At 45.7% G+C, this 19,788-nt stretch carries 19 protein-coding genes and 1 pseudogene; 2 read left to right on the plus strand and 18 right to left on the minus strand.

Annotated features, from left to right (window positions below; all coding sequences use genetic code 11):
• Positions 1–198: 198 nt before the first annotated feature.
• Together lacD and ACERC5_RS01805 are read right to left on the minus strand one after the other, a co-directional pair.
• Positions 199–1,179 (minus strand): tagatose-bisphosphate aldolase, encoded by a 981-nt coding sequence (lacD, locus tag ACERC5_RS01800; protein WP_373659433.1) that lies wholly within the window; start codon positions 1,177–1,179, stop codon positions 199–201.
• 1 nt (position 1,180) lies between these two features.
• On the minus strand, positions 1,181–2,113 hold the full coding sequence (locus tag ACERC5_RS01805) for a tagatose-6-phosphate kinase (RefSeq protein ID WP_373659432.1): 933 nt from the start codon (positions 2,111–2,113) through the stop codon (positions 1,181–1,183).
• A 172-nt stretch (positions 2,114–2,285) separates the two neighbouring features.
• Between ACERC5_RS01805 and ACERC5_RS01810 the strand changes: the two genes are divergently transcribed.
• On the plus strand, positions 2,286–3,062 hold the full coding sequence (locus tag ACERC5_RS01810) for a DeoR/GlpR family DNA-binding transcription regulator (protein ID WP_018368478.1): 777 nt from the start codon (positions 2,286–2,288) through the stop codon (positions 3,060–3,062).
• A gap of 35 nt (positions 3,063–3,097) precedes the next feature.
• On the opposite strand, the gene miaA is transcribed toward ACERC5_RS01810, so the two are convergent.
• Both miaA and ACERC5_RS01820 read right to left on the minus strand, forming a co-directional pair.
• Positions 3,098–3,997 (minus strand): tRNA (adenosine(37)-N6)-dimethylallyltransferase MiaA, encoded by a 900-nt coding sequence (gene miaA / locus ACERC5_RS01815; protein WP_373659430.1) that lies wholly within the window; start codon positions 3,995–3,997, stop codon positions 3,098–3,100.
• Positions 3,987–4,250 (minus strand): hypothetical protein, encoded by a 264-nt coding sequence (locus ACERC5_RS01820; RefSeq protein ID WP_373659429.1) that lies wholly within the window; start codon positions 4,248–4,250, stop codon positions 3,987–3,989. Before ACERC5_RS01820 ends, miaA begins: the two co-directional genes overlap by 11 nt.
• Positions 4,251–4,333: 83 nt before the next feature.
• Between ACERC5_RS01820 and ACERC5_RS01825 the strand changes: the two genes are divergently transcribed.
• The gene (locus ACERC5_RS01825; protein WP_018368475.1) at positions 4,334–4,510 is read left to right on the plus strand and encodes a DUF3042 family protein; all 177 of its coding nucleotides are present in this window, start codon (positions 4,334–4,336) and stop codon (positions 4,508–4,510) included.
• Positions 4,511–4,550: 40 nt separating this feature from the next.
• Here ACERC5_RS01825 and ACERC5_RS01830 read toward each other — a convergent pair whose 3' ends face one another.
• The 14 genes and pseudogenes from ACERC5_RS01830 to ACERC5_RS01895 all read right to left on the minus strand — a co-directional run bounded on the left by ACERC5_RS01830 (position 4,551) and on the right by ACERC5_RS01895 (position 19,623).
• On the minus strand, positions 4,551–5,240 hold the full coding sequence (locus ACERC5_RS01830; protein WP_373659428.1) for a YjjG family noncanonical pyrimidine nucleotidase: 690 nt from the start codon (positions 5,238–5,240) through the stop codon (positions 4,551–4,553).
• On the minus strand, positions 5,240–5,614 hold the full coding sequence (locus ACERC5_RS01835) for a CvfD/Ygs/GSP13 family RNA-binding post-transcriptional regulator (protein ID WP_373659427.1): 375 nt from the start codon (positions 5,612–5,614) through the stop codon (positions 5,240–5,242). The genes ACERC5_RS01830 and ACERC5_RS01835 overlap by 1 nt, the downstream gene beginning before the upstream one ends.
• Positions 5,614–7,014, minus strand: coding sequence for a Cof-type HAD-IIB family hydrolase (locus ACERC5_RS01840; RefSeq protein ID WP_373659426.1), 1,401 nt, complete (start codon positions 7,012–7,014; stop codon positions 5,614–5,616). The genes ACERC5_RS01835 and ACERC5_RS01840 overlap by 1 nt, the downstream gene beginning before the upstream one ends.
• Positions 7,015–7,143: 129 nt before the next feature.
• A complete protein-coding gene (locus ACERC5_RS01845) occupies positions 7,144–7,785 on the minus strand; it encodes a response regulator (protein WP_373659425.1) in 642 nt (213 codons plus the stop codon).
• Positions 7,769–8,779, minus strand: coding sequence for a sensor histidine kinase (locus ACERC5_RS01850; RefSeq protein ID WP_373659424.1), 1,011 nt, complete (start codon positions 8,777–8,779; stop codon positions 7,769–7,771). The genes ACERC5_RS01845 and ACERC5_RS01850 overlap by 17 nt, the downstream gene beginning before the upstream one ends.
• Positions 8,776–9,474, minus strand: a complete 699-nt coding sequence (gene liaF / locus ACERC5_RS01855) for a cell wall-active antibiotics response protein LiaF (protein WP_018368469.1) — start codon at positions 9,472–9,474, stop codon at positions 8,776–8,778. Before liaF ends, ACERC5_RS01850 begins: the two co-directional genes overlap by 4 nt.
• Positions 9,475–9,613: 139 nt before the next feature.
• Positions 9,614–11,521, minus strand: coding sequence for a Stk1 family PASTA domain-containing Ser/Thr kinase (gene pknB, locus ACERC5_RS01860; RefSeq protein WP_373659423.1), 1,908 nt, complete (start codon positions 11,519–11,521; stop codon positions 9,614–9,616).
• The gene (locus tag ACERC5_RS01865) at positions 11,521–12,264 is read right to left on the minus strand and encodes a Stp1/IreP family PP2C-type Ser/Thr phosphatase (protein WP_018368467.1); all 744 of its coding nucleotides are present in this window, start codon (positions 12,262–12,264) and stop codon (positions 11,521–11,523) included. Before ACERC5_RS01865 ends, pknB begins: the two co-directional genes overlap by 1 nt.
• Before the next feature lie 52 nt (positions 12,265–12,316).
• Positions 12,317–13,624, minus strand: a complete 1,308-nt coding sequence (gene rsmB, locus ACERC5_RS01870) for a 16S rRNA (cytosine(967)-C(5))-methyltransferase RsmB (protein ID WP_373659434.1) — start codon at positions 13,622–13,624, stop codon at positions 12,317–12,319.
• 4 nt (positions 13,625–13,628) lie between these two features.
• On the minus strand, positions 13,629–14,561 hold the full coding sequence (gene fmt, locus ACERC5_RS01875) for a methionyl-tRNA formyltransferase (RefSeq protein WP_373659421.1): 933 nt from the start codon (positions 14,559–14,561) through the stop codon (positions 13,629–13,631).
• Positions 14,562–14,831: 270 nt separating this feature from the next.
• Complete coding sequence (locus ACERC5_RS01880) at positions 14,832–17,216, minus strand: primosomal protein N' (protein WP_373659419.1); 2,385 nt, start codon at positions 17,214–17,216, stop codon at positions 14,832–14,834.
• A gap of 36 nt (positions 17,217–17,252) precedes the next feature.
• A complete protein-coding gene (rpoZ, locus tag ACERC5_RS01885; RefSeq protein WP_373659418.1) occupies positions 17,253–17,570 on the minus strand; it encodes a DNA-directed RNA polymerase subunit omega in 318 nt (105 codons plus the stop codon).
• A 191-nt stretch (positions 17,571–17,761) separates the two neighbouring features.
• Positions 17,762–18,376: a guanylate kinase gene (gene gmk / locus ACERC5_RS01890; RefSeq protein WP_373659417.1), complete on the minus strand. Its 615-nt coding sequence runs from the start codon at positions 18,374–18,376 to the stop codon at positions 17,762–17,764.
• A 131-nt stretch (positions 18,377–18,507) separates the two neighbouring features.
• Positions 18,508–19,623: pseudogene (locus ACERC5_RS01895) on the minus strand (ISAs1 family transposase).
• Between the last annotated feature and the right edge of the window lie 165 nt (positions 19,624–19,788).

The raw sequence follows: 19,788 nt of genomic DNA on the forward strand, positions 1-19,788 counted from the left end.
GTTAAGTAGTTTTCTTCCTTAAATCCTCTTTTCAATAGCCCATTCCTGGCGATATTGAGTAAATCAAGACTGAATTTGCGAATTTTATTTTTTTCTTCAGCTGATAATGTTTTTTGGGAAAATTGTGTAAGATATGATTATTGTACTGAAAAAAAAACTAAAAACAAGGCATGTCCCTTGTTTTTAGTCTTTATTGATTTAGGCTTTTTCTGTCCAAGGTGTTGCAGTTGTTTCCAATACCTTGTTGAGGTCATCAATGTTTTTGAAGCCTTCTGTGCGCAACCACTCGCGAGCTGCTTCTTTACCTTCTTTAATGTAAACTTCAACTGAACCAGCCCAAGTCGCACGTCCGCAAAGCACGCCGTTGAATTTAGCACCTGCTTCAGCGGCAAAAACCAAAGTATCTTGGAAGAGTTTGCTGGAAACACCTGCTGACAGGTAGATATATGGCAGATCGGTTGCTGCTTCTTGTTGACGGAAGAACTCGGCTGCTTCTTCTTTAGTGTAAACTACTTCGCCAGTTGCAAAACCTTCAACATAATTCATGTTAACAGGAACTTCAACCTTCAAGACATCCACGCCAAAACGCTCATCTGAGAAGACTTTCATAGCTTCAATCACTTTACGAGGCTTGACTTTAGCAAATTCTGGGCTAGCGTTGTCTTCGATAGTTTCATCGTAGCTGAGGATTTCTAGATAGAATGGGATATCCTCTGCCCTACACTCAGAACCGATACGCTCCATGTAGGCTTGTTTTTGTAAGTTGATGTACTCATCACCATCCACATCATAGTATAGGAGGAATTTTACAGCATCAGCCCCTTGCTCTTTGAGGCGTTTTGCAGACCATTCTACCAAACAGTCAGGCAAACGACCTGGCGTGCTGGCATCGTAGCCAGTCTTTTCATAGGCTAACAGAAGACCTGCATTTTCATCTTTGACTTGCACCGCTGGCAAGCCGTACTCAGGATCAAGCAAGATAGATGAAGCATACTTGGTCAATTCTTCTGATACTAAGCTTTTGAGTTCTTCAATTTGCGCCACAGTTGGCTCTTCTGTTTGATGCTTAGCCATCATTTTTTTAAGAGCTCCGCGTTGGTCAAAAGCAAGCGCCGAAATGACGCCCTTGCTATCTGACAGTTTTTCCATAAATGCACGTTTGTTTGCTGTTAATGTCATGTTACACCTCTTCTACTTTTAATTGTTGATACAGTTTATCATAGTTGGCCATATTGACATGACCGGTCATTTCTTCTTGGGCATTGAGCATGCCCAGGACATTGGCTTTTTTAAGTAAGTCTTGGTCACTTTCCTGATGGAAAATAGCTGACGCAATACCCGCAACAGTGGAGTCGCCTGAACCGACAGGATTGACCACATCGATTTTGGGGATAGTTACTCGGTAGAACTTGTCACCATGCTTAGCAAAGGCACCACCTGCTCCCAGAGACACCACAATCCACTCAATCCCTGCAAAGAGGTCATCCTGCAAAACAGTCTTGAGTTGGTCAATGTCTTTAGTCACTTCGATGCCCAGCAAATCAGATAACTCATCGTTATTCGGCTTAATGACTGTCGGTTTATGTTCTGACCATAAGACAGCCTCTAGGCTTGCCCCTGAACAGTCTAGGACAACTGGTTTACCCGCCTGTTGTGCCAAGTTCACTAAGCGAACATAATAGTCTGTTGGCAAACCTGCTGGAAGACTACCTGAGAGCACCACTACTGCGGTCTTATCCAGAAGTTGTTCAAAGTAACGGAGAAAGTCCTGAGTCTCTTGCTCAGATAAGGTCGGTCCTGCTTCCAATATCTCGGTTTGTTGACCGTCATCATGTAAGATGGCAACACAGTTCCGTGTCTCGCCAGCAATTCTAAAGAAAGCTGACTCAACATTTTCTGGTAAGTTATCTTCTATATAATCGCCCAGTCGTCCGCCCAAGCAACCACTAGCCAAAACCTGGTCGCCAACTTCTGCGAGTACTCGTGTGACATTCAACCCCTTGCCTCCTGCCGTTTTACGGGCATTAGGGACTCGATTGACCTTGTCAAGAACCAGTCTCTCTAAGAGATAAGCAACATCTACCGAAGGGTTCATGGTAATGGTTAAAATCATCTCGTTCTCCTTTCTATAAAAATTTTACACTATTATTTTACAATAGTTTTCAGAAAATGTCAATAGTTTTTGTTTGTTTTTGTTTGTTTTTAGAGGGTTGCGTTCTGGTTTGATTTTTTCGTCTGTCTGTGTTATGCTAAGAGTAAAAAAACAAGAGAGAAAGAGGTGCTACATGTTAAAAAACGAGCGTCTGCAACGTATTTTGGAATGGGTTAATAAACGAGGCTTGATTACCGTTCATGAAATTGTTGCTGAGTTGGATGTTTCTGATATGACTGTTCGCCGTGATTTGGATGAATTAGAAAAAGCCGGCAAATTAATTCGCGTTCATGGTGGGGCTCAGAGCATCGAAAACAATCAGAACTACGAAAAGTCTAACACTGAAAAGCTCACTCAACAAATGGCTGAAAAGGAAGAAATTGCCGATTTAGCTCTGCCATTGATCCAAGACAATGAAACCATCTTTTTCGGCCCAGGGACGACACTAGAGTGTTTGGCGAGAAAGGTACTTGACCGTAATCTTCGGATTATTACAAACAGTTTGCCGGTGTTTAATATCTTGATGACTAGTCCTACCATTGATGTTATTTTAATTGGTGGCAAATACCGCGATATTACGGGTTCCTTTATCGGTAGTTTGGCCGATCAGAGCATTAAGAGCATCAAATGCTCTAAGGTCTTTGTCAGTGCTAATGCTATTTATAAGGACTTGATTTCTACCTATAGCGAGACAGAAGGAAAGACCCAACAGCTCTCCATCGATAGTGCTATTGACAAATACCTGTTGGCGGATCACACAAAGTTTGGTAAATATGACTTTTATCCATTCTATAGCACCAGCCGTTTTGACAAGATTTTATCAGATTCTGGGCTCCCTGATGACGTCAAGGAAATGTACAGCAACTACACTGAAATTGTGACACCTCAAACTCCAACAGATGACGACTAGTTGTTATCTTTATAAAAACCAAGATTAGGCGATGCCTAATCTTGGTTTTTTGCTGTATCTGTCAAAAATTGAGTGACATCTGCTAGGATATCATCTGATTTAACCTGGCTAATGTTATAAAAATGGACAGACATGCGGTTACGAAACCAGGTTAGCTGTCGTTTTGCAAAACGGCGTGTCTGCTGTTTTAGCTTGTCAATGGCGGTATCTAGGTGACATTCTCCTGCAAAATAGGGGAATAGCTCTTTGTAGCCAATTCCACGGCTTGCTTGGGCATCACGGTGATGATCATACAACCATCTAGCTTCTTCTAAAAGACCTTGCGTTACCATCTTATCAACGCGTTGGTTGATGCGGTCATAGAGAATGACGCGGTCATCGGTCAAACCGATGATGTAAGCATCGTAATCAGTTGGTTGGTTGGTTAGTTCTTGCCCAAATTTGGCTAACTCGAGTGCTCTGATCGCTCGACGTCTGTTGGGCTGTGAGAGGGTGAGCTTCTGCTCGGCTATTTTTTCAAAGAGAGCTTCATCAGATAGTTGCTCGAGTGATTGGCGATAAGTAAGAACTGCCGCCTGATCCAGGTCACCGCCTAAGTGATAGCCCTCTAGCAAGCTCTGAATATAGAGGCCTGTCCCTCCTACAATAATCGGCAATTTGCCACGGCTAAGAATATCATCTATAGCAGCCCTTGCTTCTGTCACAAAATCATAAGCCGAATAGGTCTGTGTCACCTCTCGGACATCAATCAAGTGGTGGACTGCTGCCGCTTGCTCTAATGGACTGGCCTTAGCGGTCCCAATATCCAAACCACGATAGACCTGCTGGCTATCCCCTGAGATAATCTCTCCATCAAGGGCCTGAGCGAGCTGAATGCCTAGAGCTGTTTTACCAACAGCTGTTGGACCGACGATAACAAGTAATTTAGTTGGCATCATTCACCTGCCTTTCAAACGAATGGAGTGCTTTCTTTGGGGGCATTTTACCATGAACAACCACTGCCCAAAAATCGAGAAAAGGACGAGCTAATTCAAGGTAATCGTCAAAGACTGGTATCAGACCTTGTTTTATGTGAGAGTCATCCATCCGCCTCATCATCTGACTAAAACTGTTACTAGATTTGGGACCACTTTTAATGATAGCTTTCTTAGTCTTCTGAACTAGGTCTTCAGACTGAAATTGTCGCATCTGCCCTTCCTTTCACACTTTTTTCTTGAATTTTAACAGTTTTTTCGTTACACTTATTATAACACAAGAAAAGGAGAATACCTATGGCTAAAAAAGGTTCATTTACAAAAGGTTTACTAACAGGCATCGTCAGCACAGCAGCTGCTGTGGCAGGAGCTGTTTTTGCGGTTAAAAAAACCATTATTGATCCTGAAGAGGAAAAAGCAGCATTCATCGAAGAAAACCGTAAAAAAGCAGCTCGTCGTCGGACAGCTCGCTAAGGCTTATCCAGCCTGTAAAAAAGAGCGTCACGCTCTTTTTTTAGCGCTCTAAAAGTTTTAACAACTCTTCATAATCGGCTACGGTATAAGTCGGATAACTATCGTCATCAAGTTCACGGTGATGTGGGTTATAAAACACCGTATCCATCCCAAATTCACGTGCTCCCTTGATATCTGCCAGTTGGTTGTCCCCTATCATCAAGCTCGTTGACAGGGAAAAACCATCTACTTGCTCTGCTATTTTCTCAAAAAAGCGCCTATCTGGTTTCGGAAAACCGATTTGCTCGGAGATAAAAACCGCCTCAAAGTAGCCAACTAACCCAGAGCAATTGAGTCGCCCCTCTTGGATAGTAGCGACGCCATTGGTCGCGGCATAGAGTTTGTAGCCTTTGGCTTTTAGGGTCAATAGCAGAGCTTCTGCACCAGGATAGGTTTGACCTTGCTGGCTAAGATAAGTTTCGTAGATGTTGGCCAGTTGTCGCCCATCTACAGCCTGCCCAAAATGGGCAAACAAGCGAGCAAATCGACTGTCGATTAACTCCTGCTTGCTGACTTTACCAGCTTCCAAGTCTCTCCAAAGTTGACGATTAATGGTCTGATAGGCAGTGTGATAGGCAGGTAAGTCAACAACATTAAAATCTCTCAGCAACCGGTGCAATGCCACCCCTTCTGCTGCATCAAAATCCAGTAACGTATGGTCCAGGTCGAAGAATAAATTTGTATAAGGCATCAGCTTTCTTGCCCCTTTTGTTGTTCAGATAGCCGCTTTATCCCTTCCGCAATCCATTTAGGAAGCTGGTCGCGTAGAGGTGCGAAGCCTGTACGATAGCGGTGACGGGAAAACCGATGAAAGTTTGCCAGCGGTTGACCTTTTGAAGCAAGGCTGCGCATGGAAAAACTCACTTTTTTACTGTACTCATCAATGTCGATAATCTGTACGATCACTTCTTGACCTATCGCGACTTGCTGATAAATGTTATCAACATATCCTGACTTTAGTTCCGAAATATGAACCAGACCAACCAGATTATTTGGAAGTTCAACAAAAATACCGTAAGGCTTGATGCCAATTACCGTGCCTGTTAAGGTATCGCCAACTTTCATCAGTCAATCACCTCAACATGCTCAATGACAACGTCTTCCAAAGGTCGGTCAGCATAATCCGTTTCAAGAGCAGCAATCTTGTCTAGCACCTCAAAGGAAGTAGCGTCAGCAATTTGCCCGAAAACGGTATGGCGACGATCCAAATGCGGGGTGCCGCCCTCCTTTGCATAAACCTCTGTAATGGCTTCTGGCCACCCACCGCGGGTCAACTCCTTTTTGCTAAAGGCTAACTTGCTATTTTGCACAATGAAGAACTGGCTACCATTGGTATTTGGACCGGCGTTAGCCATAGACAGAGCTCCTCGAATGTGGTAGAGCTCCGCAGAGAACTCGTCCTCAAAGCGATCACCGTAGATAGACTCGCCACCCATACCGGTGCCTGTTGGGTCACCGCCTTGAATCATAAATTCCTTGATAATACGGTGGAAAATCACACCGTCATAGTAACCTGACTTAGCAAGGGCAATGAGGTTGGCCACCGTTTTTGGCGCTTGCTCTGAGAAAAGTTTGAGGGTCATGTCCCCTTGGTTGGTATGGAAGGTGACGATTGGTCCTTGATGTTGGTCCAAATGTAGCTGAGGCAGGGTTAATTTTTCATCAATCAGACCCAGTTTTACTAATGCCTTGTAAATGCCATCTTCTTCAACAGAATCAGTCACCAAATCGGCTTTTTCTTTAATGGCTTCAATCGCACCACCCATAGCGACTGACAGACCTGCGTAATCAAAAACTTCCAAGTCATTTCTCTCATCGCCAAAGACTAAAATATTTTCAGGTTTGAGGTCAAGGGCTTTGGCAACTTGTTCTACCCCGAGGGCCTTGCTAACATGGGTCAAAACGACATCAGATGAGTTCTTATGCCAACGCACCAAACGAAGGTCTTTGGCTAGAGCTTCTGGTAGTTGCAGGTCATCACCGATTTCCTCAATCGTCCACATCTGGTAAACCGCATGGTCTTTGTGAAAGTCTGGCTCAACGGCTAGTTCCCCATAGACTGGATCGAGGGCAAGTTCAACAATAGCGGTGCGTTTAGAGACGACAGCCTTTTGGCTACCTACAAAACCGTAGTCAATCCCAACTTCATCACACCAAGCAACAAACTGCTCAACCAGCTCCTGTGGAATTGGCTCTGAAAACAATTCCTTACCTTTTTTGTCCTCAACATATGACCCATTGATGGTAACAAAATAGTCCGGATTGAGTGCTCGAATTTCTGGCACAACACCGTAAATCGCTCGACCAGAAGCAATGCCTGTCACAATCCCTTTCGCTCGTAGTTGGTCGAAGACATAGCTGATGGTTTCTGGCATGTAGCTGGTCGCCTTGACACGTAAGGTATCATCGATATCAAAGAAAACAGCCTTGATTTTTTTTGCTTTATAACGTAATTTTACCTGCATATCATTTCCTCACTTTTAACAATTTCTCTCTATTATACCATAAAGCTAAAAACCAGTCGTTCCAAAAGAACGACCAGTTGATTTGTTTTATTTTTTTCATCAGCAACTAGCTTGGTGGTACGCACTAAGCTAGTTATCTTTTTCCACCAAATTATGCTGAAATGCATAGACAACTGCTTGTGTACGGTCTGATACGCCTAACTTAGCTAAAATGTTAGACACATGGGTTTTCACTGTTTTGAGCGAGATGAAGGACACATCAGCGATGGTCTGATTATCATAACCTTTGGCTAGCAATCCCAGAACTTCACGCTCACGGGCAGTCAACTCATCATGAGGCGCAGGCGTGTTTTTGTGGTATCGGAATTTACGATCAACTTCAGTTTGGATAGCTAGCTCCCCTTTGGCCACTTTTCGAATCGCATGGAGAATTTCTGCAGCGCTGGAGGTTTTTAGCATGTAGCCTTTTGCGCCTGCTTGAATAACAGGGTAAATTTTTTCATTATCTAGGTAAGATGTCAACACCAAAATGTTGACATCAGACCAGCTCTTGAGAAGTGTCAACGTGGCTTCAACGCCATCTATCTCAGGCATAACCAAATCCATCACCACGACATCAGGTCGCAACTCTAACGCCATCTCAACACCAGCTCTGCCATTATCAGCTTCCCCAATAACATCAATATCAGCCTGCATGTTTAAAAAACTGCTAAGCCCCAGGCGCACCATCTCGTGGTCATCCACTAAGATCACATTAATCTTGTTCATCATCGTTTTCCTCCAAAATAGGGACGCGAATATCCATAGATACTCCCTTACCTTTAGCGCTTATGAGTTGTACACTGCCAGCCAAATCCTCAATACGGTCTTCGATATTTTTCAAACCGTAGCTCAAACTCCTCACTTCATCAACATCAAAACCAACACCGTTGTCAATCATTTTTAACTGGACTTCGTTAACTGTCTGCTTGAGATAAACATCTAGCTGACTGGCCTTAGCATGTTTGAGGGTGTTGCTGATAAATTCTTGAGCAATACGGAAAAGCTGTTCTTCAATCACTTTAGGCAGGCCTTGGATATCCTCATGATAGCTAATCGCCATATCGCTTTTGTCCCTTAACTCTGTCAAAATCATGGCAAAGCCTTCTGACAAGGTTTTGCCTTCCAACTCCGTCGGACGCAGATGCAAAAGTAAAATCCTTAAATCTTTTTGAGCATTTTGCAAAATATCTTCCACCGTAACCAGCTGGTGTTTGATTTGCTCTATATCTAAATCTCCCACTACCTGAGATAACCCAGATACAATCATCGTTGCTGCAAACAGCTCCTGACTGACCGTATCGTGCAGGTCACGCGCGATACGCTTTCGCTCACGCTGGACAATCTCTTGACCATTGTGAATGTAGGCATTTTCTGTTTTTTGCAGACTAGCTGTCAACTGCTGGATTTTGTTAGACAATCGTGTGATATTTGTTCCCAGCTCTGTATTTGGCTGTTTGGAGATGGTTTGATTAGTCAACATTCGCTTGAGGTTTTTATTGAGGTGGCGTTTTGCCACTTCATCTGACCAATACCAGACCATCAAAAATAGCAAGGTTAAGGAGAGACTCAAAGAGACAATCGCAAACAAGAGACGCCATACCCCAAAAGGATTGGCAGTCAAGTCCGGAAAACCTAAGCCAAAGCTGGTCATAATGATATAGGCAACTGCTGAGATGATGACGACCGCATACAAAAACATGACTAAAATGGTTTGTTTTTTCATCGTCGAACCACCTCAACTTGACCCGCAATAAGATTAACCATTATCTTGACTGACCGATGAGCCGAGGCATAAGATTCCTCCTCAAGTTTCAGTGACTCGTTACGTAAATCATACTCAGGAAAATCAAAAAACGTCACTGTCCCATACACTGCACTAACATTGAGGCTAACAGCCACATCAACCGGTACACGAATGACTGTCGGACCATACACCTTACGGATGATGATGACATTATCACACCCTGCCAGAATGACCTTTGACAAGTCCAGTGTATCTGAACCGCTCACACGAATAATATTCACATCATCAAAAGCGTAACTTTCCGTTAACACAGGTTCGCTAGAGCCAACCCAGTCATTTGGTCTGGGCGTTACCGACAGGTCTTGAGACTTAAATTCAATCAAAGCGAGCTGATTTTTTTCTTTGACCTGTGAAAAAGAGTTGATAATGGTATAAACAACCCCGAGTACCACAGCTGCAATCACGAAAGGATTCAGCATAAAGATCAAGAATAGTAATAATAAGCCCGCGGTCAAAAGAAAATTACTTTGATTGCCTTGGTTATAAAAGCGAAGTGCCAACAAGACAACGACTAAAATTAACAAAAAACTGTAGAGGCTCTCGGATAAAATCGTCATCAGCGCCAAGGCTAGGAGAACCGCTTCGACCAGTAAAAAGAATTGAAATTTTTTCATGTCTCCCTCCTTTCTTGCATTTTACCAGAAATTAGGCATTTTTGCAGAAATAAAACAACTTATCCGCAAAAAAAAAAGAGGGAAATCATAAACCGTTCAGGTTTGATAACTCCCTCTTCTATTCAAACTAACGTTAGCATTAACTGCCTTCCGTTTGAGTTGATGTTGTCGTTCCAGTTTCAGAAGTTGACGATGTGCTTGTGTCGCTAGTTGTCGATGAGGGCACATAAGCTTCACTTGATGACGAGCTTGATGAACTGCTAGCTTCTGCTGGGTCATCTTCCAAATAAAGCTCGATATAGCCTGCTTCTGATAAATTAAACAGTTCCCCTGAGTAAGGTGTCTGACCAGCAACTAATCGTCCTGCCGCTGGAGTTTTAACTTCTAAGCCAGCCAGCGTGTAGTATTTAATCTTAGAGGAGTTGACACCTAGGTTCTTCAGTAGAGCCGTCGCCTGCTCCTGCGTTGTGCCGATGAGATTAGGCATAGTGATATAGCTACTTACAGCCACTTCAAAGGTTATCTTACCTGACTTACCAATGGTGTAGGTTGAACCTGCTTTTGGACTCTGACTGAGAATCGTCCCTGCTTCTTCCTCTGTCGTCTTCACATTCTTCACAACAATTTGTTCAGATGTTATCCCATAATCTGACAACAAACGAGAAGCAACACTCTCGTACGTCTCCCCAACATAATCTGGCATTTCAAAGCTCAGCCGGCCTGCGGAAACATAGAGATTGACCTTGGCACCTTTTTTGCGGTTGGTGCCTGCGACAGGATCGGTTTTAACCACATGACCTTTTTCAACCGTTTCGCTTTCAACCTCGACCACCTGACCTAGAGCAAGCCCTTCATCAGTCAACCTCTGGATGGCTTGTTCTTGGGGCACACCGATGAGTTCTGGGACTTTAATTGTTGCAGGGCTGCTCAATACTAAATAAGCAAAACCTGTCATCACAAGAAACATCAGTGCAACTAGAATTTTAGCAAGCGTTGAAAAGAGCGATGGTTTAGATCGTTTAGTGGTGTGCGCTGCCTTTTCCTCAACGGGTTTATAACTACTGGTCTGCTCCACGCGTGGCGACCGACCTGGAATGGTTTGTGTCATCTGGCTGACACGGGTTTGCTGACGAGGCGGTGGCACTGGCGTTGGTTCAACCTTCGGCAGAGGTTTTGTTACCGTTGTCTCTTCAAAGCTCAGTCGCCGTTCGTTGCGACGACTAGGATAAAGGGCTGTAGCAAGGTCACGACTCATTTGGAAGGTTGAAATATAGCGGTCAGTCAGTTTTTTGGCTGTCGCTCGAATCACGATATTTTCCAAGGATTGAGGAACCTGAGGATTTTCAGCTAAAATAGACGGTAGTGGCTTTTGAAAATGCTGAAGCGCAATGGTCACCGCACTATCTCCGTCAAATGGAATGTGACCTGTCAGCATCTCATAAAGCATGATCCCCATAGCGTAAATGTCACTCTGTACAGTCGCTTTTGACCCACGCGCCTGCTCAGGTGACAGGTAATGAACCGACCCCAGCATCGAATTGGTCTGTGTCAGGCTGGTTTCTGCAAAAGCAACAGCTATCCCAAAATCCGTTACCTTAGCACGACCTGATTTGGTCAGTATGACATTTTGTGGTTTTAAATCTCGGTGAACAATGCCTTGTTGATGCGCTAGGGTCATCGCAGACAAGACTTCTGTCATGATGCGACTAGCTTCCTCGCTAGTGAGAGGACCTTTTTCTTGGATATATTTTTTCAAGTCCCAACCATCAATGTATTCCATGACAATGAATTGCTGTCCTTCGTCTTCACCAATGTCACGGATACCAACAATATTGGGATGATTGAGTTCAGCCATGGCTCTAGCCTCACGTTGAAAACGTGCAACAGCGACTTGGTCCGTCTGGTAGTTGGTTCGGAGGATTTTGATAGCGACTTCTTCATCATCTAAAATCAGGTCACGTCCGAGATAAACATCCGCCATGCCACCTCGTCCGATTGATTTAACAATGCGGTAACGACCTGCAAATAGTTTTCCTGTAGCAAGCATCAGGCCACCTCCCCTCCGACTTGAACCAAGGCAACCGTGATATTATCCAAGCCTCCTGCAAAATTAGCTTCATTAACCAGCAATTCCGCTTTGCCTTCAAGGCTCAACTCATCTGTGATAATACGGGTAATGACTTCGTTAGAAACAAGGTTTGTCAGCCCATCACTATTGACCAAAAGATAATCGCCTGGGAACAGTTCTTGAATGGCTAAATCAATGTCTAATGGCTGCGATTGACCAACAGATTGCGTAATGATATTGCGTTGAGGGTGAGTCTGTGCTTCCTCAGCAGTGAGCTGACCTGCCTTAACGAGCGCATTAACCAAGGAATGGTCACTCGTCAGCTGATGGTAAATACCTTCTCGGACTAAGCCAACACGAGAGTCACCAACATGGGCAAAAATGGCATAATTGCCGACCAGAGCTAACGCTTCGATGGTTGTCCCCATGCCTTGGTAGTCTTCCGTTTGCCCCATCTCAAAAATCTTTTGATTTTCAACTTGGATGGTCTCTAAAAGCCAAGAACGAATAGGCTCCCAGTCGCCCTCTGTAAACTCTGTACTAACCCAGGCACGCCCCAAATCTGTCACAGTCACCTGACTAGCAATGTGACCAGCCTTGTGACCACCCATACCATCAGCTAAAACAATTAAAGTCTGCCCACCTTTGTTTACAAACTTGTTGACATAGTCTTGGTTGTTCGACCGTTTTTGACCAATGTCCGTTTTTAAAGCTATTTTCATTTGTCATCTTTCCTTTCATTCAGATACGAGAAGTACCAGCACTATATGGCCCTTAATAACGGCGACACAACTGGGCAATAAAGAAACCATCTGTCCCAAACTGCTCAGGGGTAATGACTAAACAGCCCTCTGAGACGATGCTCTCCTGCTCGTGGCTAAGAGGCACCTGTTCAAAATTGGGATGGCTGGCCAAAAAGGCTGCGATCACCTGCTGATTTTCCTCCGCCACAATCGTGCAAGTACTATAGGTCATTATACCACCAACCCGTAGGGTTTGACAAACACTAGCTAGAATCTCTAGCTGAATGGTCTGCAAGGCCATGAAATCCCCTGCTTCCTTGCGGTATTTGAGGTCTGGCTTGCGGCGCATGAGCCCAATCCCTGAACAAGGCGCATCCACCAAGATTTTATCAAAGTGATCTTTGGGAAAATAGCGGTGCACCTGACTGGCATCCAGTTTGAGTAGCTTGACACGGTCAGTCACTCCGAGACGCTCAGCATTCTCCGTAATCAAGTCCAGTTTGTGGTCATAGAGGTCCAGAGCTGTCACCTGACCTGTGGTCAAATAGCTGGCGATGTGAACTGTCTTGCCACCTGGAGCTGCACAAGCATCCAGCACCTGCTCCTGCCCTTGCAGGTTTAAGGTCGGTGCAACCAGCTGGCTAGTCTCGTCCTGAATAGTCACTAAGCCTTTAGCAAAATCAGCCGTCCCAGCAAAATGCCCGCTATGCTTGGTCAAGCCGACAGGTGACAGGAGCGACTGGTCAGCCCCTGTTTCAGCCTTAATCCGCTCCAACTGATTAGGATCTGTCACTCGGATACTGGCCTTGTTACGGACGTAGAGGCTTGCCATGATGGCTACGGCGCGCTCCTCCCCAAACTGGTCTATCAGCTTTTTGACCAGCCAGACTGGCAGACTGTATTGCACAGCATAGCGCTTATTGACCCGCTTGATCTGAGCAGGGTTTGGGCGCTCTTCACGCAAGAAACGGCGCAGAACCGCATTGACTAGCTTGTCCGCCCCTGAGTTTTTGTGCCGTGCTTTCGCAAGGTCAACTGCGGCATTAACCACCGCATGGTCTGGAATTTTATCCAAATAGAAGATTTGGTAAAGGCTGGTCATGAGCAGGTAGTAGACCCAGCTGTCTAGCTTGTCTCGGTCGGCGATGTAGTGCGCCAAGTACCACTCCAGTGTGATTTTCCGAGCGACGGTGCCATAAACCAGCTCGGTGACCAAACCCTTATCAGCTGGTGAGAGCGAGGTCTTAGTCAGGTGCTGGTTGAGGACGATGTTGCTGTAAGCCTCTTGGTCAAAGATTTCCTCGAGAATCTGCAGGGCAAGTCCCCTTGCGGTATCCATCTGCCTAGCCAAAGTAGTCACCTACCTGCAAGTCACGCCCAGCCCCATTGAGAAAGTCTGCAATCGGCATTTTTGGCTTGCCAGCAGGCTGAACACTCAGGAGGCGAACAGCGCCAGTTCCTGCCGCCACAATCAGGTCTTTCTTGGTTTTTGCGATGATTTGACCAGGTTGGCCTTGACCGTCTACTGCGGCAACCTCGTAGAGTTTGAACCGTTCCCCAGCTAGGAAGGTATGGGCAACTGGTAAGGGATTAAGCCCTCTGACCTTGTTGAAAACCTGACGGTTGGTCAGCTGCCAGTCGATAACTTCCTCCTCTGGTCGAATGTTGGGAGAAAAGGTGACTTGGCTAGGGTCTTGGGGTTCAGGGGTAATCTCACCTGCCAGATACTTGGGCAGGCAATCCAGTAGTAAATCACGTCCCAGCTCTGCCATTTTTCCAAAAAGCGTGCCGACGTTGTCACTCTCCAAAATCGGGGTTACGCGCTTGGCGACCATATCCCCAGCATCCATCTCCTTGACCATCTCCATAATGGTCACGCCGACCTCCTCGTCACCGTTGATGAGGGCGTAGTGGATAGGCGCCCCGCCACGGTATTTGGGCAAAAGGGAGGCATGAACGTTGAGGGCAAAACTCATTGACTTGAGCAGGCGTTCAGGCAAAAACTGCCCAAAGGCTGCCGTGATGATGCCGTCTGCGCCCAGGGCAATCAGGTCTTCTAGCTCCTGACTGCCAGAGAGTTTCTCAGGCTGGTAGACAGGGAGCTTGTTGGCAAGAGCCAGCTCCTTAACCGGTGTCATGGTTAAGGTTTTCTTACGCCCGACAGCACGGTCAGGCTGGGTCACTACAGCCATAATCTCGTAGCGGTCGTCGTTGAGCAAGCCTTGGAGAACAGTCGCGGAAAAGGCAGGTGTCCCCATAAAAATCAGTTTAGTCATCTCTTCTCTTTTCTATTTCTAATGGTAATCTTACCGGCCCTTGCAAGGCCGTCTTGTCTCTACTATTATATCATATTTGACAAGGAAACCCTCACCAGTTGGTTTGCTGACAGGACAAGCACTTCAAGAAAAGCACTCTGACGACTTAATTGTAGTACCACAAGTGCTTTACTGAAATTTTTCAAAACATCTATAACGATTGATAGACTACTTAGCAACATCATCTCATCAGCAAGAGAGCTGCTGGTGGAGGACTATAACAAGAGATACTCACATGATATTCTGCGGTTCATAGTCAATGCTCACCCTCAAATCCTTATTGGTCTTGTCTTGAGTCAGGTCAAGGAGTTGATTAAGAGCGTCTTGGAGCTTGGGTTCTTGTTTGAAGGTCAGTAGCAACTGGTAATGGTAAAGGTTGTGGGTTCTGGAGACAGCTTTTGGGACAGGACCCAGATACCTGACTTGATCAGACAGGTGAGTTTTGAGCAGGTCCAGAAAAGCATAGCTGGCCTTAATGACTGCCTGCTCGTCCTTGTGGGAAATGGTCAGGGCAACGGTGTAAAAATAAGGTGGGTAGCCCAGCGCCCGTCGTATACCCATCTCGTAACGGTAAAATCCCTCGTAATCGTGATGTTTGGCAAAGGTAATGGCATAGTGATCGGGGTTGTAGGTCTGGATGATGACCTCCCCAGCCTTGTCCGCCCGACCAGCCCGACCAGCCACCTGGGTCAAGAGTTGGAAGGTCCGCTCGGATGCCCTGAAATCAGGCAGGTTGAGCGAGGTATCTGCATTTAAGACCCCGACCAAGGTCACATTCGGGAAATCCAGTCCCTTAGCAATCATCTGGGTCCCCAATAAAATGTCTGCTTTCCCATTGCCAAAAGCTTCTAACAGTTTCTGGTGACTACCTTTTTTCTTGGTTGTGTCCACATCCATCCTGAGAACTTTGGTTTCTGGAAAGAGCTGTTCCAGCTCATCAGCAGCCTTTTGCGTGCCTGTCCCGTAGTAGGAGATGGAGGCACTCTGACAGTTCGGACAGGTTCTGGGAATACCCTTGGTAAAGCCACAGTAGTGGCAGTTCATGGTGCGAGTGGTCATGTGTAGGGTCAGGGAGATGTCACAGTTGACACAATTATCCACATAAGAACAATCCCGACACATGACAAAGCTGGAGTATCCCCTGCGGTTGAGGAGAAGCACCACCTGCTCACCCTTGTTCAAGCGGTCACGGATCTTTTCGACCAAAGGCGGCGTAAAATTGCCCATCTCCTGCTGACCGATATAATCCCTAAAATCAACGACCTCCACCGTCGGAATGACCGCTAAGGGGTTAGCACGTTCGGTCAAGGTCAAGAGCTGATAAACCCCTTTGCTAGCACGAGCTCGTGATTCGATGGCGGGTGTCGCTGATCCGAGCACCAGAGCAGCCTTATGGTATTTGGCACGTAGCACCGCCACGTCTCTAGCGTGGTAGCGAGGGTTGGATTCTTGCTTATAGGTCGCCTCATGCTCCTCATCGATGATGATGGCTCCAATATTCTCTAAGGGAGCAAAAATAGCAGATCGGGCACCGACGACGACCTTAGCCTGTCCACGGCGGATTTTCAGCCATTCGTCGTACTTTTCCCCATCCGATAGCCCGGAGTGCATGATGGCCACCTGTCGACCAAAACGCGAGATAAAGCGACTGGTCATCTGTGGGGTCAGGACAATTTCAGGCACAAGGACAATAGCAGTTTTGCCCATCTTCAAGGTCTGGTCGATGATGTGGAGATAGACCTCGGTCTTACCAGACCCAGTCACCCCCTCTAGCAAAAAGGGTGAGCTCTCTTGACCGATGGCAGCAGTTACTGCGGTAACTGTCTCTTGTTGCTGGCTGTTGAGCTGGATAAACTCGGTCTGTTTGACCCCTTCAAAATAGACCCGACTACGACTCTCCTCGCGCTCAGTCACTAGCAGCACCCCTTGCTCTATAAACCAGTTAACCACAGCAGGCGAGAAGGTCTTATTGAGGTCACTGACCTTACCGTCATCTGGGTGTTTAGTTAGAAACTCAGCCAGCTCCAACCGTTTTGTTGCTCTTGAGGAAATAGCTGAGCGGTCGAGCTGGTCAAGATTGACCTGATAGTAGCGGACCGTTTTGATCTGCTTTTTATCTGTTGCCAGATAGACAACTTCAGCTTGACCAGTCTTAACCAGGTCTTTGACCTGAACCTGCTGGTCAGCAGTCAACTCTGCCAGCCTCATCTCTTTTTTCCCAGTTGGGAAAAGGTCTGAAACAAGATCAATCGAGGTAAGCTTGACCACCTTGTTATAAGCTGAATTGAGAAGGCTGGGCAGCATGGCTTTAAGCAGACTGATTTTATAAGAAAAGACTGTCCGACGCAAAGCGTCAGCCAAATCCAACTGTTCCTGATTGAGGACAGGCTCTAAATCCAAGACTGCTAGAACAGGCTTTAACGTCATGTCCTGATTAGCTATTTCTTCAAAACCAACCACAAAGCCTTGCAAGGGACGGTTTGTCGCTCCAAAGGGAACATGAACCCGTGAGCCAACTGCAATCAGAGCCACCAGCTCGTCAGGAACCAAGTAAGAGTAAGGCTGGTCGGTCTGTTTAAGTGGCAAATCGATGATAATCTGGGCAATTTTTGGCATGATGTGATACGGAAAAATCTAAGATTGGGGACAACCTTAGATTTTTTCTCCTTCTTCTTTTTCTTTTGCGATTTGTTCCTTGATTTTACGCTCTTCCTCTTCACGTTTGAGGCGTTCTGCTTCGATACGCGCCAGCACAGCTGCCCGTTTAGCATCTGGCTCTGGGTGAATGGTCACGAGACCCGCTTCAATTTCTTCCAAAGCACGCAGGGTTGATTTGACAGAGCTGAAACTTTTAGTCGTTGGCCTGGCACCCGCTTCAAGTTCGTGCGCTCGCTTGGCTTGGAGAACGCAAAGGGAGTATTTTGATGGCACCTTGTCCAGCAAGGTATCGATAGAAGGTTTTAACATCATATATCATAATCTCTTTTCTGTAAATATCGGAAAAATAGCAGAGCTAAACAAGTCTGAATCGACGATTAGCACTTATTCAGTATCTTTGCTGTTGTCTCACTTTGACCAAGGGCCTACTAGAGACAGCAGTTAGTTAGGCGAGGAGAGGTGGCGTATTCCTTTGACCAATTCCAGCAATGAGCAAAAACAACTTAAATGTCATTGATCATGTCATTGTAGTGACCGATGCAACGCTCTACGCGGAAATGCTCAACTTCAATAATTTTCTTAACCCGTTCAGCAGCCAGATGAACTTCATCGTTAACCACTGCGTAATCGTATTCTCGCATGAGGGCAATTTCCTCTTTGGCTCGTGCGATACGTTGGGCGATGACGTCTTCTGAGTCAGTCCCTCGACCGACCAGACGGTCTTGTAATTCTTCTAAATCAGGCGGTGTCAAAAAGATAAAGACCCCATCTGGCACCTTTTTCTGAACTTGAAGCGCCCCTTGGACCTCGATTTCGAGAAAAACGTCTATGCCCTTGTCCAAGGTTTCATTGACGTAGGTCAAGGGTGTGCCGTAGTAATTACCGACGTACTCTGCATACTCCAACATTTGACCGTTACGAATGAGCTCCTCAAACTCTTCGCGCGTGCGGAAGAAATAATCAACACCGTCAACCTCCCCAGGTCGTTGGGGACGAGTCGTCATCGAAACAGAGTAGGCAAATTTATTATCTGGGCTTGAAAAAATGGCTTCCCTTACTGTGCCTTTCCCGACACCGGATGGACCAGAAAAGACAATCAGCAATCCACGTTCAGACATGATAGGCTCCTTTTATGTTCTTCCCTCTAGTTTAACAGATAGAGGCTAAATTGGCAAGTAGGTTACTCTTTTCACACGACAAACGCATGAACCTCTGTTTGGTGTTTTATCCTTCCTCCTCCCTTTTTTGACTAGATGAGTTTTCTCAAATATTGATCAAAAGCCAAACTAAGGTGAAATTTCTTACGTCTGAGGCTCATCTTTTTGCCCACATCCAGTTGTTTTAAGACGGCTAGGCAGAACTTATCCATGACATTTCGGTTAAAAGCGAGTTGTTTGTTTAAGGTTTTATTGGCATCTTCTCTAAAAACGACATCTAATTGCCAATGAAGACTTTTAATAGCCCAATGCCCACGAACACAAGCAGCCAATTCTCGACCACTCACTTGAGTGCTCAAGATAAAATAACGTGTTTCAACTGTTTCCTTACTGCCCTTCTGGTAACGACAAGTCACCCGTCCCAAACTCTGAATGTGAGCCCAATCCGAGTGTTCCCTTCTCAACCAAGCAGCATCTGTAACAACCTCATAGAGGCGTTGTTCAACCTGTCCGTGTGCCTTTTCAATGGTTTCATAGGTATCCGAAATGGCCTCCTTATCCTCAAAGAAGGGGATAATATCTTCTAGCAGGTTCTTTTGATTTTCCTTGACCGCTAGGCAATAGTTGCCCTGCTTTTGGATAATCTTATTAGCGATGGCCTTTTGGGTTCCCATAGCATCTATACTAATCAGACAACCTTTAACAGAAATGTTGTCTAATAGGGCTGGAATAGCTGTGATTTCATTACTTTTTTCATCGGTTGCGACTTGACCGTAACAGATGCCCTGATCTGTCGCATAGGCAGACACCATGTGAAAGGCTTTTTGAGCGGCACTACCATTGCCCCTGATTGTTTTCCCATCAATAGCCAGAAGATTTTTGGCAAAGGTCGGAAAAGTGGTCGCAGACAGTCTAGCCTCTTCAAGTAGGTTTGACCACATCAACGTGACGGTTACCAAGACTTGAGGATCCAAGGTTGCGAAAACACGCTGCATGGTGTCATGAGAGGGAATCCCATTATCCAGTTTAAGAAGGGCACGCAAGGAAGACTCATAGGCCTTACCGAAATCTTCGATTTCCTCCTAGTATTCTGCTCCAGCTAGACGGGCAAAGAAAATGAGCAGGATAATATCAGACAACAGGTGATGGACTTTGCGATGGTCACGCAGGTCGTGAACAGACATTAAGAACTTGACAATCTCTGGCATAAAAACTCCTCCTCTAACTATTATAGCTAAAAAGAGGGAAAGTAGTCTGTGAAAGATGTTGAAAACGATGGTTTCTTCATGCGTTTGTCCTGCTCTTTTCACCAGAGAGACCCGCCAAATTGGTTTAAGTAAGGTGGACGCGGTACCTACACCCGGTGCGACATC

The organism is Streptococcus sp. E24BD, from assembly GCF_041807825.1.
Taxonomy (GTDB): domain Bacteria; phylum Bacillota; class Bacilli; order Lactobacillales; family Streptococcaceae; genus Streptococcus; species Streptococcus entericus.